Origin of the sequence: Halocynthiibacter styelae, from assembly GCF_016123485.1 — a bacterium.
GTDB classification, from domain to species: Bacteria; Pseudomonadota; Alphaproteobacteria; order Rhodobacterales; family Rhodobacteraceae; genus Halocynthiibacter; species Halocynthiibacter styelae.
In genome coordinates this window covers 188,818-215,293 of record NZ_JADCKQ010000006.1, presented here as the reverse complement: position 1 = coordinate 215,293, position 26,476 = coordinate 188,818, and the positions used below count along the sequence as shown (strand labels likewise).

At 54.8% G+C, this 26,476-nt stretch carries 27 protein-coding genes; 16 read left to right on the top strand and 11 right to left on the bottom strand.

Annotated features, from left to right (window positions below; all coding sequences use genetic code 11):
* Positions 1-122 precede the first annotated feature (122 nt).
* Complete coding sequence (locus H1D41_RS10270; RefSeq protein ID WP_228848819.1) at positions 123-431, bottom strand: hypothetical protein; 309 nt, start codon at positions 429-431, stop codon at positions 123-125.
* Between the two features lie 150 nt (positions 432-581).
* Between H1D41_RS10270 and H1D41_RS10265 the strand changes: the two genes are divergently transcribed.
* The gene (locus H1D41_RS10265) at positions 582-1,175 is read left to right on the top strand and encodes an HD family hydrolase (RefSeq protein ID WP_228848818.1); all 594 of its coding nucleotides are present in this window, start codon (positions 582-584) and stop codon (positions 1,173-1,175) included.
* On the top strand, positions 1,172-1,657 hold the full coding sequence (locus H1D41_RS10260; protein WP_228848817.1) for a GNAT family N-acetyltransferase: 486 nt from the start codon (positions 1,172-1,174) through the stop codon (positions 1,655-1,657). The genes H1D41_RS10265 and H1D41_RS10260 overlap by 4 nt, the downstream gene beginning before the upstream one ends.
* 335 nt (positions 1,658-1,992) lie before the next feature.
* Here H1D41_RS10260 and H1D41_RS10255 read toward each other — a convergent pair whose 3' ends face one another.
* The 3 genes from H1D41_RS10255 to H1D41_RS10245 all read right to left on the bottom strand — a co-directional run bounded on the left by H1D41_RS10255 (position 1,993) and on the right by H1D41_RS10245 (position 3,516).
* A complete protein-coding gene (locus tag H1D41_RS10255) occupies positions 1,993-2,265 on the bottom strand; it encodes a hypothetical protein (protein WP_228848816.1) in 273 nt (90 codons plus the stop codon).
* Positions 2,262-2,816: an ActR/PrrA/RegA family redox response regulator transcription factor gene (locus H1D41_RS10250; RefSeq protein WP_107497911.1), complete on the bottom strand. Its 555-nt coding sequence runs from the start codon at positions 2,814-2,816 to the stop codon at positions 2,262-2,264. Before H1D41_RS10250 ends, H1D41_RS10255 begins: the two co-directional genes overlap by 4 nt.
* A gap of 82 nt (positions 2,817-2,898) precedes the next feature.
* Positions 2,899-3,516 carry an SCO family protein gene (locus tag H1D41_RS10245; RefSeq protein WP_228848815.1) on the bottom strand — a complete coding sequence of 206 codons (618 nt, stop codon included), beginning with the start codon at positions 3,514-3,516 and terminating at the stop codon, positions 2,899-2,901.
* Positions 3,517-3,618: 102 nt separating this feature from the next.
* Between H1D41_RS10245 and regB the strand changes: the two genes are divergently transcribed.
* The 12 genes from regB to H1D41_RS10185 all read left to right on the top strand — a co-directional run bounded on the left by regB (position 3,619) and on the right by H1D41_RS10185 (position 20,111).
* A complete protein-coding gene (gene regB / locus H1D41_RS10240) occupies positions 3,619-5,001 on the top strand; it encodes a sensor histidine kinase RegB (RefSeq protein WP_228848814.1) in 1,383 nt (460 codons plus the stop codon).
* Between the two features lie 85 nt (positions 5,002-5,086).
* Complete coding sequence (locus tag H1D41_RS10235; RefSeq protein ID WP_228848813.1) at positions 5,087-6,685, top strand: PAS-domain containing protein; 1,599 nt, start codon at positions 5,087-5,089, stop codon at positions 6,683-6,685.
* 41 nt (positions 6,686-6,726) lie between these two features.
* Positions 6,727-7,212: a tRNA (adenosine(37)-N6)-threonylcarbamoyltransferase complex ATPase subunit type 1 TsaE gene (gene tsaE, locus H1D41_RS10230; RefSeq protein ID WP_228848812.1), complete on the top strand. Its 486-nt coding sequence runs from the start codon at positions 6,727-6,729 to the stop codon at positions 7,210-7,212.
* Positions 7,199-8,179 (top strand): aminoglycoside phosphotransferase family protein, encoded by a 981-nt coding sequence (locus H1D41_RS10225; RefSeq protein WP_228848811.1) that lies wholly within the window; start codon positions 7,199-7,201, stop codon positions 8,177-8,179. The genes tsaE and H1D41_RS10225 overlap by 14 nt, the downstream gene beginning before the upstream one ends.
* Positions 8,176-8,865, top strand: coding sequence for a nucleotidyltransferase family protein (locus tag H1D41_RS10220; protein WP_228848810.1), 690 nt, complete (start codon positions 8,176-8,178; stop codon positions 8,863-8,865). Before H1D41_RS10225 ends, H1D41_RS10220 begins: the two co-directional genes overlap by 4 nt.
* Complete coding sequence (addB, locus tag H1D41_RS10215) at positions 8,858-11,770, top strand: double-strand break repair protein AddB (protein WP_228848809.1); 2,913 nt, start codon at positions 8,858-8,860, stop codon at positions 11,768-11,770. Before H1D41_RS10220 ends, addB begins: the two co-directional genes overlap by 8 nt.
* Positions 11,767-15,150 carry a double-strand break repair helicase AddA gene (addA, locus tag H1D41_RS10210; RefSeq protein WP_228848808.1) on the top strand — a complete coding sequence of 1,128 codons (3,384 nt, stop codon included), beginning with the start codon at positions 11,767-11,769 and terminating at the stop codon, positions 15,148-15,150. Before addB ends, addA begins: the two co-directional genes overlap by 4 nt.
* 62 nt (positions 15,151-15,212) lie before the next feature.
* On the top strand, positions 15,213-15,533 hold the full coding sequence (gene trxA / locus H1D41_RS10205) for a thioredoxin (protein ID WP_107497741.1): 321 nt from the start codon (positions 15,213-15,215) through the stop codon (positions 15,531-15,533).
* A gap of 211 nt (positions 15,534-15,744) precedes the next feature.
* Complete coding sequence (gene hslV / locus H1D41_RS10200) at positions 15,745-16,302, top strand: ATP-dependent protease subunit HslV (RefSeq protein WP_107497913.1); 558 nt, start codon at positions 15,745-15,747, stop codon at positions 16,300-16,302.
* A 306-nt stretch (positions 16,303-16,608) separates the two neighbouring features.
* Complete coding sequence (locus tag H1D41_RS10195) at positions 16,609-17,673, top strand: hypothetical protein (protein WP_228848807.1); 1,065 nt, start codon at positions 16,609-16,611, stop codon at positions 17,671-17,673.
* Positions 17,670-18,977: an ATP-dependent protease ATPase subunit HslU gene (gene hslU / locus H1D41_RS10190; RefSeq protein ID WP_228848806.1), complete on the top strand. Its 1,308-nt coding sequence runs from the start codon at positions 17,670-17,672 to the stop codon at positions 18,975-18,977. The genes H1D41_RS10195 and hslU overlap by 4 nt, the downstream gene beginning before the upstream one ends.
* A 51-nt stretch (positions 18,978-19,028) precedes the next feature.
* Positions 19,029-20,111 (top strand): alpha/beta hydrolase, encoded by a 1,083-nt coding sequence (locus H1D41_RS10185; RefSeq protein WP_228848805.1) that lies wholly within the window; start codon positions 19,029-19,031, stop codon positions 20,109-20,111.
* Positions 20,112-20,117: 6 nt separating this feature from the next.
* Here the strand turns inward: H1D41_RS10185 and H1D41_RS10180 are convergent, their stop codons facing one another.
* The 3 genes from H1D41_RS10180 to H1D41_RS10170 all read right to left on the bottom strand — a co-directional run bounded on the left by H1D41_RS10180 (position 20,118) and on the right by H1D41_RS10170 (position 22,467).
* Positions 20,118-20,726, bottom strand: coding sequence for a Smr/MutS family protein (locus H1D41_RS10180; protein WP_228848804.1), 609 nt, complete (start codon positions 20,724-20,726; stop codon positions 20,118-20,120).
* Entirely contained in the window at positions 20,723-21,718 is a 996-nt protein-coding gene (gene mltA / locus H1D41_RS10175) for a murein transglycosylase A (RefSeq protein WP_228848803.1), read from the bottom strand. Before mltA ends, H1D41_RS10180 begins: the two co-directional genes overlap by 4 nt.
* An 86-nt stretch (positions 21,719-21,804) precedes the next feature.
* Positions 21,805-22,467 carry a Tim44/TimA family putative adaptor protein gene (locus tag H1D41_RS10170; protein WP_228848802.1) on the bottom strand — a complete coding sequence of 221 codons (663 nt, stop codon included), beginning with the start codon at positions 22,465-22,467 and terminating at the stop codon, positions 21,805-21,807.
* Between the two features lie 95 nt (positions 22,468-22,562).
* Here H1D41_RS10170 and H1D41_RS10165 point away from each other — a divergent pair, with 95 nt between their 5' ends.
* Positions 22,563-23,063, top strand: coding sequence for an FxsA family protein (locus tag H1D41_RS10165; RefSeq protein ID WP_228848801.1), 501 nt, complete (start codon positions 22,563-22,565; stop codon positions 23,061-23,063).
* A gap of 63 nt (positions 23,064-23,126) precedes the next feature.
* On the top strand, positions 23,127-23,624 hold the full coding sequence (gene secB / locus H1D41_RS10160) for a protein-export chaperone SecB (protein ID WP_228848800.1): 498 nt from the start codon (positions 23,127-23,129) through the stop codon (positions 23,622-23,624).
* Here the strand turns inward: secB and dnaQ are convergent.
* From dnaQ to H1D41_RS10140, 4 genes are read right to left on the bottom strand one after another with little or no spacing between them, the layout of a single operon-like run.
* Positions 23,621-24,355 (bottom strand): DNA polymerase III subunit epsilon, encoded by a 735-nt coding sequence (gene dnaQ / locus H1D41_RS10155; RefSeq protein ID WP_228848799.1) that lies wholly within the window; start codon positions 24,353-24,355, stop codon positions 23,621-23,623. The two genes, secB and dnaQ, sit on opposite strands and share 4 nt — an antisense overlap.
* On the bottom strand, positions 24,348-24,944 hold the full coding sequence (gene coaE, locus H1D41_RS10150) for a dephospho-CoA kinase (RefSeq protein WP_228848798.1): 597 nt from the start codon (positions 24,942-24,944) through the stop codon (positions 24,348-24,350). Before coaE ends, dnaQ begins: the two co-directional genes overlap by 8 nt.
* Positions 24,941-25,777 (bottom strand): shikimate dehydrogenase, encoded by an 837-nt coding sequence (locus H1D41_RS10145; protein ID WP_228848797.1) that lies wholly within the window; start codon positions 25,775-25,777, stop codon positions 24,941-24,943. Before H1D41_RS10145 ends, coaE begins: the two co-directional genes overlap by 4 nt.
* Positions 25,774-26,367, bottom strand: a complete 594-nt coding sequence (locus H1D41_RS10140; protein WP_228848796.1) for a Maf family protein — start codon at positions 26,365-26,367, stop codon at positions 25,774-25,776. The genes H1D41_RS10145 and H1D41_RS10140 overlap by 4 nt, the downstream gene beginning before the upstream one ends.
* Between the last annotated feature and the right edge of the window lie 109 nt (positions 26,368-26,476).

Genomic DNA, 26,476 nt, shown 5'->3' with positions numbered 1-26,476 from the left:
ACGACCGAATTCCGCAAGGGTGATGTCTTTGACGATATAGTCCGTGGCCATGGGGCGGTTCCTTACAAATACACTAAACGCGCAATAGCATTCCGAAGCCGTCCCGGCAATCAATCAGAAAATTAGCTGTCCGCCCCCAATATCGCCATCGGCGCATTGTGCCATTCACGCCCGGAAGCAACGACACAGCTTATGCCCGTAGGATAGGTGATAAAAACAGTAAAGCTGCCGGTCGAATGTGAACTCCAGATTTCGAGCAATTGTCCCGGGCTCTGTAAACCGCCACCGGTAAGCGTTTCGTTAAATTGTTCCGTCAAAATATCTACAAGCGTCCCCCGATCAAAACATTGTGGCCGGGATTGTGCATCTGCCGGCGGGGCAAGCGCAGCTGCGCCAAAGACAAGAGCGGTAGTGATGAGACGTTTAAACATGATCCTTCCTTTCGGTTGCTTTTGCCTCCGCTTTGCAGGATCACCCCGCAAACGGGGCAGGCTAAATATACCATAAATCAGCAAATTTTCCCAATGACGGGTCCTGACATTCGCGTTAGCCTGCGTGAAAAGCCTTTTGAAAGAACACCTATGTCTAAAGCCCCCCGCGCCTGGCAAAGAATGCTATCCGGTCGTCGTCTGGATCTTTTGGATCCGACCCCCATGGATATCGAAATCGAAGACATCGCCCATGGCCTGGCTTTTGTGGCACGCTGGAACGGGCAGACACGGGGTGAATATGCCTATTCCGTTGCCGAACATTCCCTGCTGGTCGAAGAAATCTATCACCGCCAGAACCCCAGTGCACCGGTGAAATGGCGTCTGGCTGCTTTGCTGCATGATGCGCCGGAATATGTGATCGGCGACATGATTTCACCGGTTAAGTCTGCGGTGGGTGATGGTTATGGTGATCTGGATGCACGGCTGACAGCGGCGATCCATTTACGCTTTGGCTTACCAGCAATTCTGCCGAAAACCGTGAAACAGGCCATTAAACGGGCGGATAAGGTTTCTGCCTGGCTTGAAGCTGTACAGCTAGCCGGTTTTTCTGAAGCCGAGGCCAACAAAATATTCGGACGCATCAAAACCGAGGCTGTTTCAGGGCTTTCTCTTGTTCTTCGCCCGCCACTGGAAACCCGCGATGCCTTCACAACACGCCATGAAACTCTGCTGGAGCAGCTATGAGTACACTGATCATCCGCCCGGGTTCACTTGCTGATACCGGAAACGCCTGCGACCTGCTGAATGAAATCATCGCTATCGGTGGCAGCACTGCGCTGACCGTGCCTTTGTCACGTCAGGAACTTGGCGACTGGGTGATGGGCCAGGGCTGTGTCTGGCATATTGCAGAACGTGATGACGGCACATTGATGGGGTTTCAATGGATCGGCCCCTGGGGCGAACTGCCAGAAGACACGGTTGAGATCGCAACCTTCGTGCGCGCCGGGCAGACAGGCCAGGGTATCGGCAGCAAACTGTTTGAAGCCACAAAAACCGCCACCCGGACGATGGGAAAGAACTGGATCGAAGCAGAAATCCGATCTGATAATGAAGGCGGGTTAATCTTTTATCAAAGCATTGGTTTTCGCGGAAACACAAAACGCGATGGCAAAATGACCGATGGCACCCCGGTTGAGAAAACCGTTAAGTATTACGATCTGCGATGAAATCCTGATTGAAGCGTGCGGTCTGTAAGGGAAAGATCAACGAGCAAATACAATAAATCGAGAAGATGCAAGGAACGCCGGCCAGCATCGCGATGCCAAATCTGGGGGTGGAGGCAACCATATCCGGCTCGGACATCAGACCGTAAAAAGCAATGAAGACAAAACAGAGGGAACAATCATCAGAAAGCCCTGTTTGAGCTGACCGGATTTCACCTCTTGCCAGAACTGCTTCAGCAACCGCGGTTTCTTCTTTGCACGCCTGTAAGGAAGGCTCGTCCGGATCGTGAAGGAGTGACGCGTGGCGAGCGGATTTGATGTATCACTGACCAGTCACTTCATGGAGCATCCAACCAGTCCGCGCCCTGTGCGACATAGAATAAGCGCAGGAAATCGCGGCTGGAAACTACGCTGGATGATGTATCAATCCGATCTGGCACGCGGATCATTTCCATGCCTGTGATCTGCACCATGTTCAGATCTTCGAAATAGCGCAGGCAGCGATCCTGATCACAATTCCAGCCGTCTTGCAGCGTGACCGTGCCCGCAGGTTCTTCCACCGCCAGACATCCGCCCAGCGCGAAGGTCAGGATCAGAGCAGCCCGCTTCATTTCGGGCTGCGCTTTGCAAGGATACGCTGAAGCGTACGGCGGTGCATGTTCAGACGACGCGCGGTTTCAGACACGTTGCGATCACACAGCTCATAAACCCGCTGAATATGTTCCCAACGCACGCGATCCGCAGACATCGGATTTTCCGGGGGTGGGGGAAGTTCATCTGAATTTGCAAGCAGTGCAGATGTCACATCATTCGCATCTGCCGGCTTTGACAGATAATCCGTCGCGCCCGCTTTTACAGCTGCAACCGCAGTTGCAATCGCGCCATACCCTGTCAGCACGATGATACGTGCATCCGGGCGGCGTTCGCGCAGCAGTTCCACCACATCAAGCCCGTTGCCATCCTCAAGCCGCAGATCCACCACCGCATAGGCAGGGGGGCGGGCCGTTGCAATCGCACGGCCTGCGGCCACAGATCCGGCGATTTCCGGTTCAAAGCCACGTTTTTCCATTGCACGGGACAGGCGACGCAGAAATGGTTCGTCGTCATCTACCAGAAGCAAAGACCGGTCTTCACCGATTTCCTGAAGGTCTCTTTCTGCCATGGGATCCTCTTTGATCTGCAATCGCACACCCTCTCATACGCTGTCACGCAGAGAGGGTCAATTTTCACACTACGTCGGGTGGTTAGCTGGCCTGATCAATAAAGCAGGACGATACTTCGGCAACCTGTTCAGGTGTCGGAGAACGCCCGAAGACTGCCATCGTTCCCTGATCCGGCAAAACCAGATAGCTTTGCACGGAATGATCCATCAGATAGAATTCCGGATCACCGTTCAGTTCTTTGGCGTAATAGGTCTTATAGGCCAGTGACGCTGCTTTCACCTGGTCAGGCGTGCCTGTCATACCAATCATGTCTTCATGCAGGTTGAACACAAAATCAGCCATAACTTCCGGCGTGTCACGTTCCGGATCAATGGTGATCATTGCGGGCTGCGCATCATAACCCTGTTCCTGAAGGATCTCGACAGCTGCCGCATTCCGCGCGGTATCCGCCGGGCAGATATCCGGGCAGAAGGTGTAGCCGAAATAAAGCAGGGTCGGCTTTGTTATCACATCTGCATCTGTCACAGCATTCCCATGCTGATCCATCAGGCTGAACGGGCCACCAATGGCATCAAGGCCACCAACGATGATATCCCGCCCACCGACACATTCGGCAACGGATTTTGTTGTCGAGTACCACATCCCCCCAAGCAAAGAGAGAATGGCCACGACTGCAATAATGGCAACATTTCTGATCATGTTGTTACTTTCTGTTTCACGCGTTTGCACATTGATCGCTTTATCCGGCGGGCGTATCAAGGGCACGTGTTGACGCAGACACAGCAACGTGAATGAAGCGCCATGACCGATACCCAACCCGCCCTGTTCGGAAGCCACACCCACAACAACTGGATCCGCCTGCGGACGTTGATCATGCTGCGCTGGCTGGCGATTGCCGGGCAGGTCGCGGCCGTCATAGCTGCCGCCTGGTTCTATCAGATCCAGTTGAAGATCGGCTATATTTCAATCGTGATCGGGGTTTCAGTCATCGTCAATCTTGTGTCGATGTCTGTTTACCCGAACGTCCGGCGCCTGACAGAAAGCCAGGCCGCGCGGATGTTGCTGTTTGATACGGTACAGCTGACGATGCTTCTCTGGCTGACCGGCGGGCTGAACAACCCTTTCGCCTTTCTGATCGTCGCCCCGGTGACAATCTCTGCCGCCGCACTTTCCCTGCGTTCCACCATTGCCCTGGCTGGTATCGCTGCCAGTGGGGTGACTTTGCTGGCCCTGACCCATCTTTCACTGGTCACGGCTGATGGCACCGTGCTGGCCATTCCTGCAGTTCTGGCCTTCGGGTTCTGGGCCGGGATTATCACCGGGATCCTGTTTCTTGGCCTTTATGCCCACCGCGTAACATCAGAACAACATTCCATGTCCGAAGCCTTGCTGGCGACGCAAATGGCCCTGTCCCGTGAACAGAAACTGACCGATCTGGGCGGTGTCATCGCCGCCGCTGCACATGAACTGGGCACCCCTCTGGCCACAATCAAACTGGTCAGTTCTGAACTGGTGGAAGAGCTGGAAGATCAGCCCGATCTGCGCGACGATGCCATTCTGATCCGCGAACAAGTGGGGCGCTGCCATGACATTATGCGTTCAATGGGCCGGGCCGGGAAATCCGATAAGCACCTGCAGGTTGCTGCCCTGCAAACTGTGATTGAAGAAGCCGCTGAACCCCATGTGTCACGTGGCAAAGAGGTTCATTTTGATTTTGAAGGCGATCGCAAAACCCTGCTTCAGCCGGAAGCACGCCGGATGCCTGAATTTATCCACGGGCTCCGCAATCTTATTCAGAATGCCGTAGATTTTGCCCAGGGAAATGTCTGGGTCGAAGCACGCTGGAACAATGACAAAGTCCTGATCCGCGTGATTGATGACGGCCCCGGCTTTCCACTGGATATGGCAGGACGTATTGGTGATCCCTTTGTGCGCCGTCGCAGTTCCAGAAAGAGACGGCCAGAATATCAGGGCATGGGTCTGGGTCTGTTTATCGCCAAAACCCTGCTGGAACGCACCGGCGCAGAGTTGAGCTTTAACAATGGTGCCGATCCTTACCTTTTGCGCAATGAACTGCCGGAAAAATGCGGTGCGATTGTCGAAGTCACCTGGCCCTCTGGCGCAGAATTGTTTTCTCAGAATGCCAGTCGCGACGCGTTGGGGGAAAACGATCAGATCACCTGATTTGCGTGAACGCCTGCAGGGTTAACGCGTTATTAACCTGGTTTGATACATCCTTTACAGATGACCATCTGAAAGGAGGCGGGCCTTGCAGGCGTTTTTCAGCATTTCCCCTGCACTGACAGAGCTACTGTTTGTCGCTCTGGTTTCAATATTGACCAGTGGCGCAGCAATCCTGTGGCTGCTGAGAAAGCCCGCCTTCCCGGTTCATTCAACCTATTCTCTGGTTCATGAAGGTGACCGCAGGCCGGTTTTCCTTTTTGACCAGGAAACCCTGACCGATGCTACACCAGCAGCCCATGAACTCCTACGCGGCGCACCACCTGCAACGACAAAGTGGCAACAGTTTGCAGCTTTGCTCTCCCCACGTTTTCCAACTCTGACCGATGACCTGGTTGATCTGGGCAGCACCGGAGAAATCTGGATTGCAGCTATCGCGCCGGACGACACAGGAATGATCCATGCCGAATGGTGGGATGGGCTGATCCGGCTTGAACTGACAGATGCGGAAAGCGAAAAAAGTGACGTTACCGTTGACAATCAGTGCCTTCGCGCCAATGAAGATGAACTGGATCTTTTGCGTTATATGTCAGACGCAAGCCCGGTTCTTGCCTGGCAATTCGGACATGATGGTACATTGATCTGGGCCAACAAACGATATCTTGATGTCGCGACCGACCAGTCCGAAGAAGGCCGGAAACATCTGTGGCCGCCAGAAAACATTCTCCCTGAACTTAATACCAAAGCTGCAGATGGCAGTACACATCGCCTGTGCCTGAAATCCACACAGCCAGGCAATGCCATGTGGTTTGACTGTCATAAAACCACATGGCGCGGAACAACCGTATGTGTTGCAACAGAAAGCGGGGCAGAGGTAAATGCCCGCGCAGCCCTGGAAGAATTCGTCCAGACCCTGACCAAGACCTTTGCACATCTTTCCACAGGTCTGGCGATATTTGATAAATCCCGCCGCCTCGTTTTATTTAATCCGGCACTGACGGATCTGACCGGTCTGGATATCCTTTTTCTCTCACAAAAACCTGAACTGATTTCTTTCCTCGATGAACTGCGTGAAAAACGCATGATCCCAGAACCTAAAAACTATAGCCAATGGCGCGATCACATTCAGAAACTTGAAGCCCGGGCAATTGACGGCACCTATGAGGAAACCTGGTCATTGCCTTCAGGCAGAACCTATAAAATCTCCGGACGTCCACATCCAAACGGTGCCATTGCATTTCAATTTGAAGACATCACACCAGAAGTCACGCTGACCCGTCAGTTCCGGGCTGAACTGGAACTCAGCCAGACCGTGATAGATGCCCTTCCCGATGCAATGGTGGTATTCTCTCACACAGGCACCCTGACCCTGTCAAACAAGGCGTATGCTGATCTATGGGGTTATGACCCAGGGTCAGGCCTGGATGATCTGACCCATACCGAAGCCCTGTCACGCTGGGTGAAAGCCACCCGGGCCAGCCCGATATGGTCTGGCGTGGAACGCAGCATCTGCCGCATTCACAACAGAGAACCCTGGAGCGCAGAAACCAGAATGGAAGATGGGCGACATCTGTTCACTTCCGTTACCCCCCTGACGGGCGGCGCAACGCTCGTTCATTTCTCAACCACGAGCACGCAAAACCGCGAACCCGTCTGGAAAACCACCAGATCCGCGCAGGACGCATAGTACAGCTTGCAGCGGCGAACAGGGCAGGTACACTCTGCCACATGCAAGATCCCGTTTTTTCCGAACATCTGTTCACCTCTGAAAATCAGACCGCCACTTTCGCTGCCCGGCTTGCGCAACATTTGCGCCCTGGCGACTGCGTTCTGATGGAAGGGCCTGTTGGGGCCGGCAAATCTTTCTTTGCCCGCGCCGCGATCCTTTCATTGCTGGAAGAACCCGAAGACATTCCTTCCCCAACCTTCACACTGGTTCAGACCTATGACAGTCCCACTGGGGAAATCTGGCATAGCGATCTGTATCGTCTCAGCCATCCGGATGAGATTGAAGAACTTGGCCTGAATGATGCCATGACAGACGCGATTTGTTTCATTGAATGGCCCGACCGGCTGGGCAGCTATCGCCCTGAAAATGCACTTACTCTGGTGTTTGAAAATGGGCAGCAGTCAGACGAACGCCACCTGACACTGCGGGCTCAGGATGCTCGCTGGGCAAAACTGATATCCGGAGTATATGATGACGCGAACTGATGACATCAGCGCTTTTCTGATGGGTACTGAGATGGCCGGGGCTGAAATTGCACCTTTGGCGCAAGATGCCTCGTCCCGTCGGTACTTCCGTGTTCAAAAGGGTGTAAAGGCCGCGGTTCTTATGGATGCGCCCCAACCTGCAAACCCGCCGCAAACGGCCTTTGTCGATATCGCACGCTGGTTGACCCAGGCAGGCTTCAGCGCACCGGAAGTCATTTCGGCTGACATCGAAAGTGGATTTCTTCTGTGTGAAGACCTGGGCGATGCCGTTTTCAGCGATGAATTTGATGCCGGGCGATTGCGTGAAGACACAGCTTTCACAGCCGTTGCCGGCATGTTGCGGGAACTGCATCAGCATACACCTATGCCCGGCCTGCCGGTCTACACCCCGCAGAACATGGCAGATATGATTGCCCCCTTGTTCGATCATTACATGCCGCAGGATCAGCGTAAGCCCGAGGCCGAGGAGCAGATCGAGCAGGCACTTGCAACCATTCTGGCACAAACATGGCTTGGTGATCCTGTGATCATATTACGCGATTTTCACGCGGGAAACCTGATCTGGCTACCCGAACGCGAAGGGCGAAAATCTGTTGGCCTGCTGGATTTTCAGGATGCTGCCATGGGGCATGTCGCCTATGATCTTGTGTCGATGCTTTTCGATATCCGCCGCGAAATAAACCCTGATCTGGCAGAACGGATAATCCGTGGTTTTGCAACGGCCTGCGATCTGCCGCAAGACAGCTTCCGCGCCGCCTGTGCAGCGCAATCGATACAAAGAAATCTGCGTATCCTGGGGATCTTCGCGCGGCTTGCGACGGATCTGGGGAAAACCGGTTACCTGAAATGGCAACCTGCAGTCTGGGCGCGCCTGATGGCAGATCTTGAACACCCCGTCATGGCACCCCTGAAAGACCTGATCCGGGGCTATGTACCGGCACCCTCAAAAGACGGGCTTCCTGCATGAGTAAACAATTTCCCCTGATGATTTTCGCTGCCGGGAAAGGCACCCGCATGGGTGAGTTGACGCGCCATCAGCCCAAACCACTGGTGAAAGTCGCGGGAAAGGCACTGATCGATCACACGCTGACCACCGTCGAAAACGCGCCGGTTTCACGCACCATCGTAAACATCTGTTACTTCGGGGAAATGTTGCAGGATCACCTGAATAACCGCGATCTTGTCTTTTCCGATGAAAGCGCCGAATTGCTGGAAACCGGCGGCGGCTTACGCAAGGCCGCGCCGCTTCTGCAGGATAGCACAGTTTTCACCCTTAATTCCGACGCCATCTGGCGCGGGCCTGATCCCCTTCAGATGCTGGCAGATCACTGGGACGCAAACCGCATGGATGCGCTTTTGCTGCTGATCACGCCGGAACAGGCGAGGGGGCATAAGGGGCAGGGCGATTTCATCCTGAATGACCACGGCCAGATTTCCCGCGGGCCGGGCTATGTTTACACCGGCGCGCAAATTCTGCGCACAGAGGGGTTGGACAAAATCAATGAAACCGCCTTTTCCCTGAACCTTCTCTGGGATCTTTATGATAAATCAGACCGCCTTTATGGGCTGCACTGGCCCGGTGCCTGGTGTGACGTCGGGCAACCGGAAAGTATTCCTCTGGCCGAAGAGATTTTGAAAGATTGCGATGTTTGAACCATCTGACCAACCCCGCGTCTATGCGCTGCCCCCGGGCGTGGATTTCTCGAAGGCTCTGATTGAAGGGCTGCATCAGCGCTGGCCTGAAAATGATCCACTGACCCCACCGCGCACAGAAATCTACGTCAACACAAGGCGCAGCGCCCGTAAGCTGCGGGATCTGTTTGACGCCGGGCCAGCCATGCTTTTGCCCGCCATTCGCACGCTGGATGCTTTTGGAAAGGACATCGCAACAAAACCTGCGATCGCGCCGCTTCGTAAACGTCTGGAAATCGCACGTCTTGTCCAGGCGCTGATCGCCCAATCCCCGGATCTTGCCCCGCATACGGCCGCTTTTGACCTCGCAGAAAGTCTTGTCACCCTGTTTGACGAAGCCGCCGGCGAAGGTGTTGATCCCGCCGACATTCTGTCGCTTGATCTGACGGATCAATCCGGCCACTGGGCAAGGGCGCAACAGTTTCTGTCCCTCGTTCACAGCTATTTTCAGACTTCTGGCCCTGGCCAGGATGCACAATTGCGTCAGGCAACAATCGCACAGATCACTGACTGGCAGGTTCAGCCACCGCAGCACCCAGTCATCATCGCTGGTTCTACTGGTTCGCGCGGCACAACGCACTTGATGATGGAAGCCGTCGCACGCCTGCCGCAGGGGGCAATTGTTTTGCCCGGTTTCGATTTTGACATGCCCGACAGCGCCTGGGAATCCCTTGCCCGTGAAGGCACTGGGGAAGATCACCCGCAGTATCGCGCGCTGGCCCTGATGCAGTCTCTGGGCCTGACACGGCAGGACATTCTGCCCTGGTCGGAAACACCGGTTCCCGCTGCGGCGCGGAACAAATTGTTATCCCTCGCCTTGCGTCCCGCACCCGTGACGGATCAATGGCGCACCGATCAAACACCCGCCGAGGAAATCACCGCTGCCTGCGAAAAAGTAACCCTGCTGGAAGCCCAGGATGGCCGGACAGAAGCCGGTGCCATCGCCCTGGGCATGCGGGCTGCACTTGAACAAGGCAAGACCATTGCGCTTGTGTCGCCCGATCGCCAGCTGACGCGCCGGGTGTCTATGGCTTTGTCACGTTGGGGCATTGAACCGGATGACTCCGCTGGGCGCCCCCTGCATCTGTCGGCCCCAGGACGCCTTCTGCGCCAGATTGCGTCGCTGTTTGGGCGTCAGGCCGATGCAAGCGATCTGCTGGCTATTCTGAAACATCCTCTGGTCGCCACAGGCGCGGGCAATCGCGGCACCCATTTGTTGCACACGCGTGACCTGGAACTGATGATCCGCGCGAAAGGCATGCCTTTCCCCAATGCCGATGATCTGGCAAGTTTTGCTGAGAAGATGAAAACCGACGTGGCACAGCATTGGGGTGACTGGATTGTCAGCACATTGTCAGAACTGGAAGATCTGAACGAAGCCAGCATTTCCACCTTCACCGAAATCCTGATCACCCGGTGTGAAACCTTCTGCGCAGGCCCTGATGGTGAAATCAGCGGCGAGCTTTGGGAAAACACCGCCGGGCAGGAAGCCCGCAAGATCATGGATCACCTGGCCGAGGTATCGGACGCAGGCGGCACCCACAGTGCCCGTGAATTTGGCGCGCTTCTTTTGTCCCTGCTTCAGGCGGGTGAGTTGCGCAGCGCCGTCACACCAAACAGCAATGTCATGATCTGGGGCACGCTGGAAGCCCGCGTGCAAAGCGCTGATATTGTTATTCTGGGCGGGCTTAACGAAGGCATCTGGCCGGGACAACCTGCGCCTGATCCCTGGCTGAACAGACAGATGCGCAAAGATCTGGGCCTGCTTTTGCCGGAACGACGCACAGGGTTGGCCGCGCATGACTTTCAGCAGGCCGCAGGGGCCTATGAAATCTGGCTGACCCGATCCATCCGCGATGCCTCTGCCGAAACCGTGCCCTCGCGCTGGCTGAACCGGCTGATGAACCTTCTGTCCGGTCTGCCGGACAAAGGCGGCCCGGAAGCGCTGAAGGGCATGACTGCACGTGGCGCTGGCTGGGCTTCGATGCTGAAAGAATGGGACCGTGCCCTGCCGGAAGTTGATCCGGCACCACGCCCATCGCCACGCCCACCTGTGGAACAGCGCCCCAAACAACTGTCGGTCACCGCGATCCAGAAACTGATCCGCGATCCTTATGCGATCTATGCACAATATATCCTGAACCTGCGCCCCTTGCGTCCGCTTCAGCAATCCGCCGATGCGCCTCTGCGCGGCACGGTGGTGCATGACATTATGGAAGCTTTCATTCGCAAGAATGACCTGTCTGAAGATGCCTTTATTGAAACCATCGACGAGATCCTGCCAACTGCCGCCCCATGGCCTGCGGTGCAGCGGATCTGGCGGGCAAAGCTTTTGCGCGTGATGCCCTGGTTCCTTCAGTCCGAGGCCCGGCGTCAGCAAAACGCCACCCCCGCTGAATTTGAGGAAAACGGTAAAATCACCCTGCAAAACCCTGAATTCACACTGATCTGCCGCACCGACAGGATTGATCAGACGGATGATGGAAGGGTGTATATCTATGATTATAAAACCGGTGCGCCACCCTCAAAAGACCAGCAGAAATACTTCGACAAACAGCTGCCCCTGACCGCTGCCATGGCAGAACGCGGGGCGTTTAAAACCCTTGGCCTCGCACAGGTGGCAGAGGCGGCCTATATCGGGCTGGCGTCAAAACCCGCCGTTGTTCCGGCACCCTTGGAAGAGCCAACCACCGATGAAATCTGGGATCAGTTCTGCGAACTTATTGCCACCTGGGTGCAACCGCAGCGCGGCTACTTGTCCCGACGTGCGATTGAAGGTCAGCGCTTTGATGGTGACTTCGATCACCTGGCCCGTTTTGGTGAATGGGACACAACATCCGCCCCGGTTGAAGAGGATCTGCAATGACACGCCCTGACGCCGCCAGCCTTGCCCAGATGCGTGCCGCTGACCCCACCGGATCGGTATGGCTGTCCGCCAACGCGGGTTCCGGGAAAACCCGGGTACTGACAAACCGCGTCGCCCGACTGTTGCTGGGCGGTGTGAATGCCCAACATATCCTTTGTCTGACCTACACCACCGCCGCGGCAACCGAGATGCAGAACCGTCTGTTCAAATTGCTTGGGTCCTGGGCAATGAAGGATGACGATGATCTGCGCCAGGAGTTGATCAAACTTGGCGTGGAAGGCAGCCTTAACGCCGACGTTCTAGCCAATGCCCGCCGCCTGTTTGCCAGTGCAATCGAAACCCCGGGCGGGTTGAAGATTCAGACGATCCATTCGTTCTGCGCATCACTTCTGCGCCGCTTCCCACTGGAAGCCCGGGTATCCCCGCAGTTTCAGGAAATGGATGAACGCGACGCAACGCAATTGCGCGAAGCTGTCAGTGACGCCATGGCTGAAGGCGAGAACCGGCATCTGGTCGATCAGCTGGCCAGTCAGTTTTCCGGCGAAGATTTCACACGCATCACCCAGGAAATCGTCAAACACAAACGCAGCTTTGCCCCAGCCCCAAGCCCGGAACAGATCAAAGCCGCCCTGGATCTTACCCAGGATGACACCATCCCAGGATTGATGGATGATGTCATCGACAGCGGCGATGCGAATCTGCTGCGTGACGTCGCCCCGCTCTTTGCCAAAGGCGGCAAGACCGACGTGAAGAATGCAGATATCCTGTTTTCTCTGCCCGACGATAAACTATCCTTCCATGATCTGACCACGCTGGAAAAACTGTTTCTGACCGGGGCAACTGCAAAATCCCCTTTCAGCGCCAAAATCGGAACGATCCCCACCAAAGCCACACAGAAACTGTTGGGTTCTCTGATGGATCCGCTGAATGAGCTGATGGAACGGCTTGAAGAAAACCGCGAACGCCGGCTGAAACTTCTGGCCGCAAAGCGCAGCGATACGCTTTGCCGTTTTGCTGAAGTCTTCGTGCGTGAATACGAAAGCCGGAAACTGTTACTGGGCAAGCTCGATTTCGACGATCTGATCCTCAAGGCTCGTGATCTTCTGCGCGACCCGTTAGTAGCGCAATGGGTCTTGTTCCGGCTGGATGGTGGCGTGGACCATATCCTTGTGGACGAAGCCCAGGACACAAGCCCGGCGCAATGGGATGTGGTCGAAGCCCTGGCGCAGGAATTCACCGCCGGGGAAGGGGCGCGCAGCGAAGCAGAACGATCCTTGTTCGTTGTGGGGGATGAAAAGCAGTCGATCTATTCCTTTCAGGGCGCAGACCCCGCCAGCTTTGATCGCATGCGTCAGGAATTTGGTCAGCGCCTGAAGGCCGCGCAAATGCCGTTTAACGCGATGCAGCTTGCGCATTCCTTCCGGTCCGCGCCTGCCATTCTGCGCGCGGTGGATATGACGTTCCGGCCCGAAGGCATCACAAAACAAACCGACGCAATGACCCATATCGCGTTCAAAACCGCGATGCCCGGGCGTGTCGATCTTTGGCCGGTGGTGCCAAAACCCGACAAGGAAGACCCAACCGCCTGGTATGAACCCGTCGATAAGCTGGCCCGGAACAACGAAATCGTCGTACTGGCCCGCACCATTGCCGAACAGATCGCAGAGATGCTGAAATCCGCCCTGATCCCGCAGGAAATCGGCCAGAGTGGCGCGTTCAACATGCGTCAGGTGCAACCGGGTGATTTTCTGATCCTCGTGCAGGGGCGGCAAACGCTGTTTCATGAAATCATCGCAGAATGTAAGGCGCGTGACCTGCCGATTGCCGGGGCAGATAAGCTGAAGATCGGGGCAGAGTTGGCGGTGAAGGATATTCGCGCTTTACTGTCTTTCCTGGCCACACCCGAAGATGATCTGTCGCTTGCGGCTGCTCTGCGGTCACCCCTGCTGGGATGGAACCCCCAGGACCTTCACAGCCTCGCACAGCCACGACGCAAGGGCGAATATCTCTGGCAGGCCATGCGGGCCGGGGACAAACATCAGACAACCCGTGATATGTTGTCTGATCTGCTGCGCCAGGCAGATTTCCTGCGGCCCTGGGATCTGATCGAAACGATCCTGACGAAATACGATGGCCGCCGCAAACTGATCGCCCGCCTGGGGCAGGAAGTTGAAGACGGGCTGGATGCGCTTTTATCCCAGGCCGAAGCCTTTGAAACCACCGCTGTTCCATCGCTTACCGGGTTCCTGAACTGGCTGGACAGTGGCGATATCGACATCAAACGTCAGCCTGATGGCGCGGGTAACCGTATACGCGTGATGACGGTGCATGGGGCCAAAGGGCTTGAGGCCCCGATTGTGATCCTGCCTGATACCCATTCGCGCAGAAATGAAGTGCGGGAAGAAATCCTGGATATTGAAGACGTAGCGATCTGGAAACCTGGTTCTGACATCATCCCCGAGATCGCCAAAGACGCCCGCGATGAGATTGCCCAACGTCAGTTGCAGGAAAAAGATCGCCTGCTTTACGTTGCCATGACCCGTGCCGAAAAATGGTTGATCGTGGCCGGGGCGGGCGACGTCGATGGCACAAACAGCAGTTGGTATCTTCAGGTCGAAAACGGGCTGACTCATGGCGGGGCGGTAGATTGTGACTTCCCGACCGGGCAGGGGCTGCGCATGGAAAGCGGCACCTGGGGGGATGAGGCCGAAAAAACAGCACCGCAAGAAACGACCATTAGAACCATATTGCCCGATTGGGTCGATACGCCCGTGCGCAACCCGGAAACATCCGCGAAAACCATTTCGCCTTCTGATCTGGGCGGTGCGAAAACCATGCCAGAGGCCCCGGATGCTGAGTGCGATAAAGAACAAGCCATGCGCTATGGCACGCTTGTACACCATCTGCTGGAAACTCTGCCTGGCACTGATGTGGACAGGCTGGAAGAACAGGCACGCACCCTGATTGAAAATCAGGATGAGGTTCCGGAAAAAGAGGCTGAACAAGCCGTGCAAGAAGCCATCACCCTGCTGCGCTCTCCACTGGCGGATACGGTATTTCACAAAGACACACAGGCCGAAGTTTCCCTGTCTGCTGATCTGGAAAATGGCAAACGCCTGCATGGCATCATTGACCGGTTAATTGTGGAACCGGGCCGCATCTGTGCTGTGGATTTCAAATCCAACCGCCTGATCCCGGATACTGCCGATCAAGTGCCGGAAGGCATTCTGCGTCAGATGGGGGCTTATACGCACGCATTGTCCCAGATCTTCCCGGATCACGAAATTGAAACCGCCATTCTCTGGACAAAAACCGGCGCGCTTATGCCGCTACCTCACGATCTTGTGTCTACGGCCTTTGCGCGGGCCTCCTTCCCTTGACGTTGGTCAGGGGCATCCTTAGGTTCCCTTTGACTTTGAATTGTTCTCCAGGAGTTTGAGACATGGCAACCGTAGCAGTGACCGACGCAACCTTTGACGCAGAAGTTAAAGAATCCTCCATCCCTGTTGTGGTGGACTTCTGGGCAGAATGGTGTGGCCCATGTAAGCAGATTGGCCCGGCCCTGGAAGAACTGTCCGCTCAATACGACGGTCAGGTAAAGATCGTGAAAGTAAACGTGGATGAAAACCCGAACTCCCCGGCACAAATGGGCGTTCGTGGCATTCCGGCGCTGTTCATGTTCAAAGACGGCCAGGTTATTTCCAACAAAGTTGGCGCAGCCCCAAAAGCAGCACTGGACGGCTGGATCAAAGAAAACATCTGATCTTTATTCAGAAACGACAGAAAAGCGCCTTCGGGCGCTTTTTTTGTTTACGGATTCCAGCTGCGGCATTTAGCGCGGCCAGCTCATACAGCTGTTAGACAGACGATTTTTGCAGCTACCATCTTCTGCCCACTGAACCCTGCATCCGGGAAAACCCCTTGTGAACTGCCTGGCACAGGATCATATAGAAATGAAATCAACGGAGGTTTTTATGGCGGATAGTGATTTTCCGGGCTGGCATGGCACCACGATCATTGGTGTAAAAAAAGGTGGTGAAGTGGTGATTGCGGGGGACGGGCAGGTATCGCTTGGCCAGACTGTGATCAAAGGCACTGCGCGCAAGGTGCGTCGCCTGTCACCTGGTGGCTATGATGTGGTCGCGGGCTTTGCCGGATCCACCGCTGATGCTTTCACGCTGCTTGAACGCCTTGAAGCCAAGCTTGAAGCCACCCCCGGGCAACTTCAGCGTGCCTCTGTTGAGCTTGCGAAAGACTGGCGCACCGACAAATACCTGCAAAAACTGGAAGCCATGCTGATTGTGACTGATGGGCGCGATTTGCTGGTGATCACCGGCGCGGGCGACGTTCTGGAACCGGAACATGAAGTTGCTGCGATCGGTTCCGGCGGGAATTTCGCCCTGGCGGCAGCGCGGGGCATGATGGACAGCGATAAAGACGCAGAAACCGTGGCACGCGATGCTATGGCGATTGCGGCAGATATCTGCGTTTACACAAATGGCCGCCTGACCGTCGAAAAAATCAGTTCATAAAAGATTAAGACCCGGCCTCTTTTTCAGAGGCCGGGCCCTACTTCCGGTGTGCCCATCGCGGGGGTGGCGTCAGTCTGGCCATAACACCCAAAGGCCAGAAAGAGGCCTCACACCAGGTCCTGATAATCAGGTCACAGACTTTGGGCGAAACCAGGGACAGCGGTCTCGCTTTGTGTCTGCCTCAAACAGATGGGGGTGATTTTGCAGATAAAAACCCCTGCACACGCCTCCGTGAACCTATGTGAAAGCTTGTGTTTCTTTTAAAAACACCCAGATAGAATGCAGCGACAGATTAAAGGTATTCCAATGGATCAATTTCAGACTGACGATATTCGCGCCGCGGTGGCTGCTGATATTCTGACCGAACAACAGGCCGCCGGATTGATTTCCCTGGCCCAGGAACGCCAGGGCATTCGCGATAATATGGTCGCAGAGGATGAACCTTTTGAGTTCTTCCGTGGTTTCTCTGAAATCTTTGTCACCGTAGGCCTTGCCCTGCTTTTGGCCGGTATGCTGGCCTTCAGCGGTGTCATTGGCGGCGGGGCGGCCATGCCCATTGTCGGCCTGATCTTTTGCTGGGTGTTTTCAGTCTATATCATCCGCAAACGCCGTATGACCCTGCCAGGCATGTTCCTTGCGATGGGTGTTGCGATGTTCACAGCAGCGACAATATTTGCATTCACGGATAATCCCCCATTTCTGGCATTCTCAGCCGTTGGCATCGTGATAATGGCAATTTATTTTTACCAGTTCCGTCTGCCTTTTGCGATGTTTGTACTGGGCGGTTATGCCTTCCTCGGGGTCTTCGGCCTGATCAGCGATTACAATGCGCCGAACGACATCCCCATACTCGGTTATGATCCATCTTTTGATCTGCAATCCGGTTCCAGTTTCGCCTGGGCGTCACTGATTGCCGGGATCCTTGCCTTTATTGGCGGCATGTATTTTGACCTGCGCGATCCCAACCGGATTTCTCGTCTGTCTGCGACCGGTTTCTGGCTACATCTGCTGGCCGCACCGGCAATTGTGAACACTGTTGCCTTCTCGCTGCTCAGCGCGGATGGCAATATCGCCTATCTTTACACGGCCATCGCCCTGTTTCTGATCACACTGCTGGCGCTCGTGATTGATCGCCGGTCCTTCCTGACCGCAGGCATTGGTTATCTGGCCGCGATCCTGATCTGGGCGCTTCAGAACAGCTTTAATGATGGGGCGGGCATTGTCCTGACCCTTCTTATCCTCGGCGCATTTATCACCACTCTGGGCGTGTTCTGGGTTCAGATCCGCGCCCGTTTAATGCATATATTGCCTGAATTCCCCGGCAAGCACCGCCTGCCACCCTATAAGAATGCCACTGTGGAGTCCGAATGACCGACCTTACCCCGCGCGAAATCGTATCCGAACTTGACCGCTTTATCATCGGTCAGAATGACGCCAAACGTGCTGTTGCCGTGGCCCTGCGCAATCGCTGGCGCCGCAAGCAGCTGTCCGATGATCTGCGGGAAGAAGTTTATCCTAAGAACATCCTGATGATCGGACCGACAGGTGTTGGGAAAACCGAAATCTCACGTCGTCTGGCAAAACTTGCCCGTGCGCCTTTCCTGAAGGTCGAAGCAACAAAGTTCACCGAAGTCGGCTATGTCGGCCGTGATGTGGAACAGATTGTGCGTGATCTGGCGGATGCTGCCATTGGTCAGACCCGCGAGTTGATGCGCGAAGATGTGAAAGCCAAGGCCCATGCCGCAGCGGAAGAACGTGTTCTGCGTGCGATCGCCGGTGAAGATGCCCGCGAAGCCACGTTGGAAATGTTCCGCCGTAAACTGAAAGCAGGTGAGCTGGACGACACTGAAATCGAACTGGAACTTGCCGATCATTCCAACCCGATGCCGATGTTTGATGTTCCCGGGCAACCAGGATCCAGCATGGGTATGATGGATCTGGGCAGCCTGTTTGGCAAAGCCATGGGCGGACGTACCTCACGGCGCAAGCTGACCGTGGCGGAAAGCTATGAAGTGCTGGTTGCTGAAGAAGCAGATAAGATGCTTGATGATGAAGTCGTGACTCGCACCGCGTTGGAATCTGTCGAACAGAACGGCATCGTTTTCCTTGATGAGATCGACAAAGTCGCAGTGCGTCAGGAAACCCGCGGTGGCGATGTTTCACGGGAAGGGGTCCAGCGCGATTTGCTGCCGCTGATCGAAGGCACCACCGTTTCCACGAAACACGGCCCGGTCAAAACCGACCATATCCTGTTTATTGCCTCCGGTGCTTTCCATATCGCGAAACCATCTGATCTGCTGCCTGAACTTCAGGGCCGCCTGCCGATCCGTGTGGAACTGCGGGCGCTGACAGAGGAAGATTTCGTACGCATCCTGACGGAAACCGATAACGCGCTGACACGTCAGTACACAGCCCTTATGGGCACCGAAGATGTCACCGTAACCTTCACCGATGACGGTATTGCCGCCCTTGCGAAAATTGCGGCTGACGTGAACCAAAGCGTTGAAAACATTGGTGCACGCCGTCTTTATACCGTTGTGGAACGTGTGTTTGAGGAACTTGGGTTCACTGCACCTGATCGTGCCGGCGAAGAAATCACCGTTGATGCTGCATTTGTTGAGGCCAACCTTGGTGAGTTGATGAAAACCACCGATCTGTCCCGCTACGTGCTGTAAATCCCGCCCCCTTATGCTACCCTGCACAAAACCACTTTCCTGCAGGGTAGCATGCGTCTTTTTCTGATCCTTTCACTGCTCTTTATTACGGCCTGTGCGCCGCCCGTGTCGCAGATCACACGCCTGCCCGATGCAAGCGCCCCGGATGATATCCCTGTTTTCTTCGCCACCAGTCGTGCGCCAGACCTTGCGCTGCGATATGGCGCTGACCGAAGCGAAGTCACCGGATACGGTCGCTATGATGTTTCTGTGCCACCCGCACATGAAAGCGGCCAGATCGAATGGCCACGCCGTACACCGGATGAATTGCAGCATTTCGTAGCCACATCCGAAAACCTCTACCCCGGCCCGACTGAGTTCCGCCACGCACTGTCGCAGGAACTTCGAAAGCGGGCCCGGGGAAAACGCACCGCAACAATCTATGTTCATGGTTTTCTGAACAGTTTCGCGGACGGCATCTATCGCATGGCGCAGCTTTCGCATGATTTTGAAAGCCCGGATATCTCTGTACATTATTCCTGGCCAAGTGCTTCGCATCCTCTCGGATACCTGCATGATCGTGATTCAATGCTGTTTGCACGCCGCGGGCTTGAAGAACTGATCCATGAGGTTAAAGCCGCCGGGGCCGAAGAAATCCTGCTGGTCGGGCACTCCATGGGCGGGCTTCTGTCGATGGAAGTTATCCGCACCATGGCCCTGCGCGACAGCCGGAAAATGCTTGGTATGATCGACGGTGTCGTGCTGATTTCTGCGGATATCGACGTAGATGTTTTCCGCAATCAGCTGCATGACATTGGTGACCTGCCTGATCCCTTGCTTCTGATTACTTCTGACCGCGATCCGATCCTGCGTCTTTCTGCCTGGATCACAGGACTTGATCAGCGCGTCGGAACACTTCAGGGGCCTGAAGATGTGTCTGACTTTGAAGTTCTGGTCATTAATACCGGAGACTACACCACGCGCGGCGGGCATTTTAACGTCGGAAATTCACCTGAACTGATCGAAACCATGCAACGCATGCAGGGGGTCGTCGCCAGCCTGTCGGATCAGTCAGACAGCCGTGCGGGTGTAGGGGCAGGGGCCGTTCTGATTGTTCAGAATGCTGCGCAGATCCTTCTGCCAGCCGTCAACTGACAGAGGTCAACGACGCCGGCGCAGATATACATACCAGGCACCACCGCCACCGTGTTTCTTATGCGCTTCAACCACCTGCAACACAGCGCCCCGCAGCGCCCCCATCTGCAGCCATTGCGGCACCTGATGGCGCAGCACGCCCACGCGTTCCGGGATCGGCCCGCCGGAATCGCGCTCTTTGCCTTTGCCCGTAATCACCAGAACCAGGCGCAGCCCATTGGCATGAGCATCCAGAATAAAACGGTTTAGTATCGGATGCGCACGGTTCAGGGTCATACCATGCAAATCTATCCGTGCTTCTGGTAGTAGCTTTCCGCGTTTCAGCCGGGTGAAAGATTTCTTGTCCATTTGCAAAGCATGACCGGCAACCTGTTCGCTGATCGTCGGAGAAATCACATGACCTGCTGATTTACTGCTGGCCCGTTCCCCCAAACGAAAAGACTTAAGCGGTGCACGGGGGGCTTCCGGCACAACGGGTTTGGGCGCGGGCGACAGGTTTTCAAGCGGCGTCTTCTTTGCAGACACCCAATCCAGCGGATTTGTTGTATCCGCCACCTTATTCCAAAGAGCTTCCTCTTCCGGGCGCAAAGAGCGGCCACCATGTTTACGGCTCACAGTGCTTCCTCCGGTGCCAGCTCAAAGGCGATATTGATCGGCAGCAGCACGACCATACGGCCAGGATCGCGCACACGCCCGGCGGCACGACCCGCCAGATCACCGGACCCATAGAAAATATCCGCCCGTTGTGCGCCTTTGATCGCAGATCCGGTATCCTGTGCGATCATCAGTTGGCGCAGTGGATCATTACCGTCTTTTTCAATCCAGACAGGGGCCCCAAGCGGTGTATAGCGGCGATCAACCGCGAGGGTCCTCATGGTTGTCACGGACCGGTTCATCGCCCCCAATGGCCCTTTATGCGAAGGCACATGCCGCAGTTCACGGAAATAAACAAAAGACCCGTTGTGACGCAAAAGCTCTGCCCCGGCAGTCGGGTTACGACGTACCCAGTTGGCAATCACCCCGGCAGAAACCTGGTGGCGATTGTAAACACCGCGACGGATCAGTTCCTGCCCGACAGACCGGTATTCATGCCCATTCGCCCCGCCATACCCCACACGCAGAACATCACCATTGGTCAGACGAATACGGCCTGATCCCTGAATTTGCAGAAAAAACAGCTCGACCGAGTCATCAACCCAGCAGATTTCCAGCCCACGCCCCTGCAGCGCACCGCTTTCTTCGATCTGGCGGCGGGAAAGGCGACGCAAACCGTTGTCACCGGGCAGGCTGTAAACTGGAAAACGGAAACGACCCGTACGGGTCCGGGAACCGGAGAGTTCCGGTTCAAAGTAGCCGGTGAACAACATCGGTTCACCATCCTCAATCAGGACCGGGCGGAAAAACATTTCAAAGAAAGATTGCGACGCGGCCTGATCCATAGGGCGCGATTTCGCCAGGGCGCAGATCGCTTTCCATTCCGGATCATCCAGATCGCCACAGGTTTCCAGAAAAGCAGAAAACGCCCGCGAATGATCGTCTTCCTGCCAGCCATCCAGCTGATCAAACCGCAAAAATGTGTGCGTTTCTTCTGCTTTTGATACCGTCATGAAGCCCGCCCAGATGAACACCGCGTACAGGATATATCTTATGTCCCGGAATTTCACGGTATTCATCCAATGCTTTGCTGACAGGTTTATTCGCCGGTCGCGACCAGCTTCCAGTTCGGGTTGTCAGCACCCATTTCGTGGGCAAAGGTCCAGGTGTCACGCTGACGTTTTACCTTTTTATTATCGCCTTCAATGACGTCACCGGCCCGGTCACGGACAACGGATGTCAGTTCACCGATGAAGCGCACCGAAATTTCACCAACACTGGTTGTGCTGTTAAATTCAGCCCCGGCAATCGTGATTTCGCTGATCCCGATAAATTCAGCTTCGATCGTCAGACCTTTGTTTTCACGATCAACAACGACATCTGCAAAGGTTTCATACACATCATCCGCAAGGAAGGGCTTGATTGCACCCAGATCGCCGCGTTCAAATCCCATCAGGATCATTTCATAGGCACCGCGGGCACCGCCGATAAATTCTGATACAGAAAACCCGGGTTCAGCCTTTTTCATGGCAGCCAGAACTTCTGCTTCCGGGCTTCCTTCCGGAACATAATCCGTGATGTCACGATCAGGGCCGCCTTCAATCACTTCGAAATTACGTTGCGCGTCCCGGCTTGTCTCTCCCCGGGGTACTGGTGGTTGTTCAAAGCCTTCCCGGGTCCCCAGAACGCTACGAAGCTTCAGGAAAAGGAAAATAGCCACGCCTGCAAGGACAAGTAGCTGAAGTGCAGATGAATCGTTCATGAATACCCTCAAAAGGATGGAAAGACTGTGTGTTGATACATATGTAGGTGAGGGGTGGGCGCAAGTCCACCAAAGCAGACGAAAGGAATGCCCATATGTGGCTGTTTATTGCATTTCTGGCAGTGCCCCTGATTGAAATCGCCCTGTTTATTCAGGTTGGCGGGGCGATTGGCCTGTTTCCGACCCTGGTCGTTGTGGTGATCACGGCAATGCTTGGGACCTGGCTTGTACGTTCTCAGGGGGCACAGGCGATGGGCCAGTTGCGCGGATCCTTCAATGAAATGCGTGACCCGACCGAACCTCTGGCCCATGGGGCAATGATCCTGTTTGCGGGTGCTTTGTTGCTGACACCTGGTTTTTTCACTGATGGCGCCGGCTTCCTTTTGCTTTTCCCGCCATTTCGCGTTGCAGCCCTGAAATATATGCGGTCACGGGTGAATGTTCAAAGCTTCACAATGGGGCAACATCCCGGCGCGCAACCACATCACCGTAATCCCGCTGATGACATCGTAGATGGCGAATATGCAGAAGTTGATCCAGATGCGCCCCGTGTTCATCATACATCTGACAAGCCGTCTGGCTGGACGCAGCATTAACATTGAGTACCGACCCCACGCCTGCTAAGAAACCTGCGAATTTATATCGAAAGAGAGAGCCCGATGGCCGAGAATGAACAAGCAGCTGCACCAGAACAGGCCGCAGCACCACGTATGCAGATCGCAACACAATTTATCCGCGACATGTCTTTTGAAAACATCGTTGCACAAAAAGGCATTCAGGGCGACGTACAGCCTGACATTCAGGTTCAGGTGAATCTGGACGCAAAAAAGCGTGAAGCTGAAAACACTTATGAAGTGATCGCGAAGTTCTCCATCCATTCCAAAAACAAGACAGACGGCAGCTCTCTGTTCATGATGGAACTGGAATATGGCGGCGTCTTCATCATCGAAGGTGTGCCAGAAGCCCAAATGCACCCTTACCTGTTGATCGAATGCCCGCGTATGCTGTTCCCATATGTGCGCCGTATCGTATCCGACGTAACCCGCGATGGTGGCTTCCCGCCACTGAACCTAGAAAACATTGATTTCGTTGGTCTTTATCGTCAGGAACTGACACGCCGCGCGCAGGCTGAAAAAGAAAATGCGACCGTTTCTTAACTGAAACGTTTCCACACTGCATCATCGCCCATGCCGTCAACAAAGTCGGCGTGGGCTTTTTTTTCGTCTTCCGACAAGCGCGACGGCAAAGGGTTGGGGCGCGCAGAAGGGCGCCAGTTTTCATCATGCCCGCCAGCCCCGGATTTTTTTGAAGGCCCGGTAGAAAGGCCAAAATCCGGCTGTTTGCCGCCGATCAATTCAAGATAAACTTCTGCCAGAATTTCTGAGTCAAGCAACGCGCCGTGAAGTGTCCGGTTACTGTTATCAATCGCATAACGACGACACAGCGCATCAAGCGTCGCAGGCGATCCTGGAAATTTCTTCCGGGCCATGGCCAGCGTATCCAGTGACTGGGACATCGGTAATTCTTTCAGACCCAGCCAGCGCAATTCTGCGTTCAGGAATTTCATGTCAAAGTTGGCATTATGGATGACCATGATGTCATCACGCACAAAATCAAGAAATCCCTGCGCGACATCTTTGAACAACGGTTTGTCCAGCAATGTCACCTGACCAGGTTCAGGCTTACGTGGCGGGATCATGATATCAGGGCCAATACCATGAACGCCAAACGCCCCTTCCGGCATGTCACGTTCCGGGTTGATATAGACGTGATAGGTTTCCCCGGTTGGCATATGGTTCCACAATTCAACCGCGCCGATTTCAACGATGCGATCACCGCTTTCCGGATCAAATCCCGTGGTTTCCGTATCCAGCACCAGCTCACGCATCTGTCTTTCCCTCACGAATATCAGAAAGCACTTGTTTCACAGCTTGCCTTGCACTGTCCAGATCTGTGGTTTCAATCACATAATCCGCGCGCGCCCGTTTCTCAGCATCCGGCATCTGTTTGCTGAGTATCAGTTCAAACTGTGCCTCTGTCATTGTCCCACGCTCCAGAACCCGGGCACGTTGCACATCAGCAGGGGCAGAAACCACGACAATCACATCAACAATCTTGTCCGTACCCATCTCAAAGAGCAGGGGAATATCAAGCAAGGCCACCGGCGCATCGACGGTGTTGATAAACTCCTGGCGGTCGTCATTCAGCAGGGGATGCACGATGGCTTCGATCTGCTTTAGCGCCGATTTATCCACAGAGATCCAGGATTTAAGAACATCCCGGCTTACCTGTTTATTTACAACTGCTTGCTTATGAATATCCCCAATCAATCCCACGGCTTTTCCACCGATGCCATACAGCCTGTGAACCGCCGCATCCGCATCCCAGACAGGCACCCTAGCGTCCCTGAACATCGCCGCTGTGGTAGACTTGCCCATACCGATAGAGCCGGTCAGACCGATCAGAACCGGTTTCATGCGGACAGCACCGCCTGGCGCAGATCTTCATCCACCTCTGGACGGTGACCAAACCAGCGTTCAAATCCTGGTGCTGCCTGGAAAAGCAGCATGCCAAGCCCGTCAACTGTACGACAACCAACCTCGCGCGCGGTTTTTAGAAATTCTGTTTCCAGCGGGGCATAGACAATATCTGTCACCACGGTTTCCGGCGTTAATCCTTCCAGGCTGACGTTCAGCGGTGCACTGCCTTCCATGCCAAGCGCGGTTGTGTTCACCACTGTTGCGGCTTCAGCAATCATTGTATTTGCGTGCACCCAGTCAAACACAGAAATCCGCGCCCCAAATTCCGCTTTCAGTGCCTCTGATCGTGCTTTTGTCCGGTTCGCCAGCAAAATCCGTTCCACGCCAGCATCCAGCAAAGACGCAATGACAGCCCGTGACGCACCGCCCGCGCCCAGAACTGCGGCGGGACCAGCCTTTGGATTCCAGTCAGGCACACCCTGTTTCAGGTTTTCAATAAACCCATAACCATCTGTATTATCAGCATAAATTTTACCTTCTCCATTGAAGGTCAGGGTATTAGCGGCCCCGATAATCGCAGCGCGATCTGTCACAGAATCTGCAAGGGACAAAACCGTTTCTTTATGCGGGATCGTCACATTCACCCCGACAATCCCCATTTTTGGCAGGCTGCGCAAAGCTTCTTCCAGGTTCTCATGGCCAATATTCATTGGAATATAGTGGCCTTTGATCCCATATCGCTTCAACCAGTGGCCATGCAAAGCCGGTGATTTACTGTGTTCAATCGGTGATCCGATCACACCCGCCAGTGGAATTCTGTGTTCACTCATCCGTCAATATCCCCTCTTAATGACAGCCAGTTCAGAAGTTCCAGCAATGGAAGCCCCAGGACGTTAAAATAATCGCCATCCACGCGCGCGAAAAGGCGTACGCCTTCTTCTTCAAGCTTATATGCCCCGACAGCATGTTGCACTGAATTATAGTTCCGGGTCACATAATCCTGCAGATAGGAATCTGAAAAATCCCGCATAGTAAGACGCACCTGTCCGATATGACGCCACAAAGGTTGCCCGTCTTTATACACAACCGCGGCTGATAACAGCATATGGGTATCAGAGCGCAGTTTTTTCAGCTGTTCTACAGCTTCGTCTTCAGATGTCGGCTTATTATAAAGGGCACCCTTATAATCCAGCACCTGATCACACCCCAGAACCAGACATCCGGGATGTTTCATACTAATTTTGCGTGCTTTCGCTTCGGCCAGGGCATCCGCAATATCGCGCGGTGTGGCGTTTTCAGCCAGCATACCCTGCTTGATCATCTCTTCATCAATCCGTGCGGGGGACACATCCACCTGAAGCCCGGCGTTTTCCAGAAGAGTTCGTCGGATCTCTGATCCGGAAGCTAACATGATGTTCATGACTCTGTGGAAAACTCCTGTAGTTAACGCCTGGTAAATTTATGGAAAATTAACCGTCCTGCCGAGCCTGTGTAAATCTACCGAGTTCCTGGCGCAATCCCAACAGGTT

Excerpts from the sequence above, each read along its gene's own strand:
- secB (WP_228848800.1), top strand. The coding sequence starts at position 23,127 with ATGGCCGAGAATGAACAAGCAGCTGCACCAGAACAGGCCGCAGCACCA.
- H1D41_RS10270 (WP_228848819.1), bottom strand. The coding sequence starts at position 431 with ATGTTTAAACGTCTCATCACTACCGCTCTTGTCTTTGGCGCAGCTGCG.
- H1D41_RS10225 (WP_228848811.1), top strand. The coding sequence starts at position 7,199 with ATGACGCGAACTGATGACATCAGCGCTTTTCTGATGGGTACTGAGATG.
- H1D41_RS10245 (WP_228848815.1), bottom strand. The coding sequence starts at position 3,516 with ATGATCAGAAATGTTGCCATTATTGCAGTCGTGGCCATTCTCTCTTTG.
- H1D41_RS10170 (WP_228848802.1), bottom strand. The coding sequence starts at position 22,467 with ATGAACGATTCATCTGCACTTCAGCTACTTGTCCTTGCAGGCGTGGCT.
- addB (WP_228848809.1), top strand. The coding sequence starts at position 8,858 with ATGTTTGAACCATCTGACCAACCCCGCGTCTATGCGCTGCCCCCGGGC.
- H1D41_RS10185 (WP_228848805.1), top strand. The coding sequence starts at position 19,029 with ATGCGTCTTTTTCTGATCCTTTCACTGCTCTTTATTACGGCCTGTGCG.
- dnaQ (WP_228848799.1), bottom strand. The coding sequence starts at position 24,355 with ATGCGTGAGCTGGTGCTGGATACGGAAACCACGGGATTTGATCCGGAA.
- H1D41_RS10255 (WP_228848816.1), bottom strand. The coding sequence starts at position 2,265 with ATGAAGCGGGCTGCTCTGATCCTGACCTTCGCGCTGGGCGGATGTCTG.
- H1D41_RS10145 (WP_228848797.1), bottom strand. The coding sequence starts at position 25,777 with ATGAGTGAACACAGAATTCCACTGGCGGGTGTGATCGGATCACCGATT.
- addA (WP_228848808.1), top strand. The coding sequence starts at position 11,767 with ATGACACGCCCTGACGCCGCCAGCCTTGCCCAGATGCGTGCCGCTGAC.
- mltA (WP_228848803.1), bottom strand. The coding sequence starts at position 21,718 with ATGACGGTATCAAAAGCAGAAGAAACGCACACATTTTTGCGGTTTGAT.
- H1D41_RS10250 (WP_107497911.1), bottom strand. The coding sequence starts at position 2,816 with ATGGCAGAAAGAGACCTTCAGGAAATCGGTGAAGACCGGTCTTTGCTT.
- hslV (WP_107497913.1), top strand. The coding sequence starts at position 15,745 with ATGGCGGATAGTGATTTTCCGGGCTGGCATGGCACCACGATCATTGGT.
- H1D41_RS10265 (WP_228848818.1), top strand. The coding sequence starts at position 582 with ATGTCTAAAGCCCCCCGCGCCTGGCAAAGAATGCTATCCGGTCGTCGT.
- H1D41_RS10220 (WP_228848810.1), top strand. The coding sequence starts at position 8,176 with ATGAGTAAACAATTTCCCCTGATGATTTTCGCTGCCGGGAAAGGCACC.
- H1D41_RS10140 (WP_228848796.1), bottom strand. The coding sequence starts at position 26,367 with ATGAACATCATGTTAGCTTCCGGATCAGAGATCCGACGAACTCTTCTG.
- regB (WP_228848814.1), top strand. The coding sequence starts at position 3,619 with ATGACCGATACCCAACCCGCCCTGTTCGGAAGCCACACCCACAACAAC.
- coaE (WP_228848798.1), bottom strand. The coding sequence starts at position 24,944 with ATGAAACCGGTTCTGATCGGTCTGACCGGCTCTATCGGTATGGGCAAG.
- H1D41_RS10195 (WP_228848807.1), top strand. The coding sequence starts at position 16,609 with ATGGATCAATTTCAGACTGACGATATTCGCGCCGCGGTGGCTGCTGAT.
- tsaE (WP_228848812.1), top strand. The coding sequence starts at position 6,727 with ATGCAAGATCCCGTTTTTTCCGAACATCTGTTCACCTCTGAAAATCAG.
- H1D41_RS10165 (WP_228848801.1), top strand. The coding sequence starts at position 22,563 with ATGTGGCTGTTTATTGCATTTCTGGCAGTGCCCCTGATTGAAATCGCC.
- trxA (WP_107497741.1), top strand. The coding sequence starts at position 15,213 with ATGGCAACCGTAGCAGTGACCGACGCAACCTTTGACGCAGAAGTTAAA.
- hslU (WP_228848806.1), top strand. The coding sequence starts at position 17,670 with ATGACCGACCTTACCCCGCGCGAAATCGTATCCGAACTTGACCGCTTT.
- H1D41_RS10260 (WP_228848817.1), top strand. The coding sequence starts at position 1,172 with ATGAGTACACTGATCATCCGCCCGGGTTCACTTGCTGATACCGGAAAC.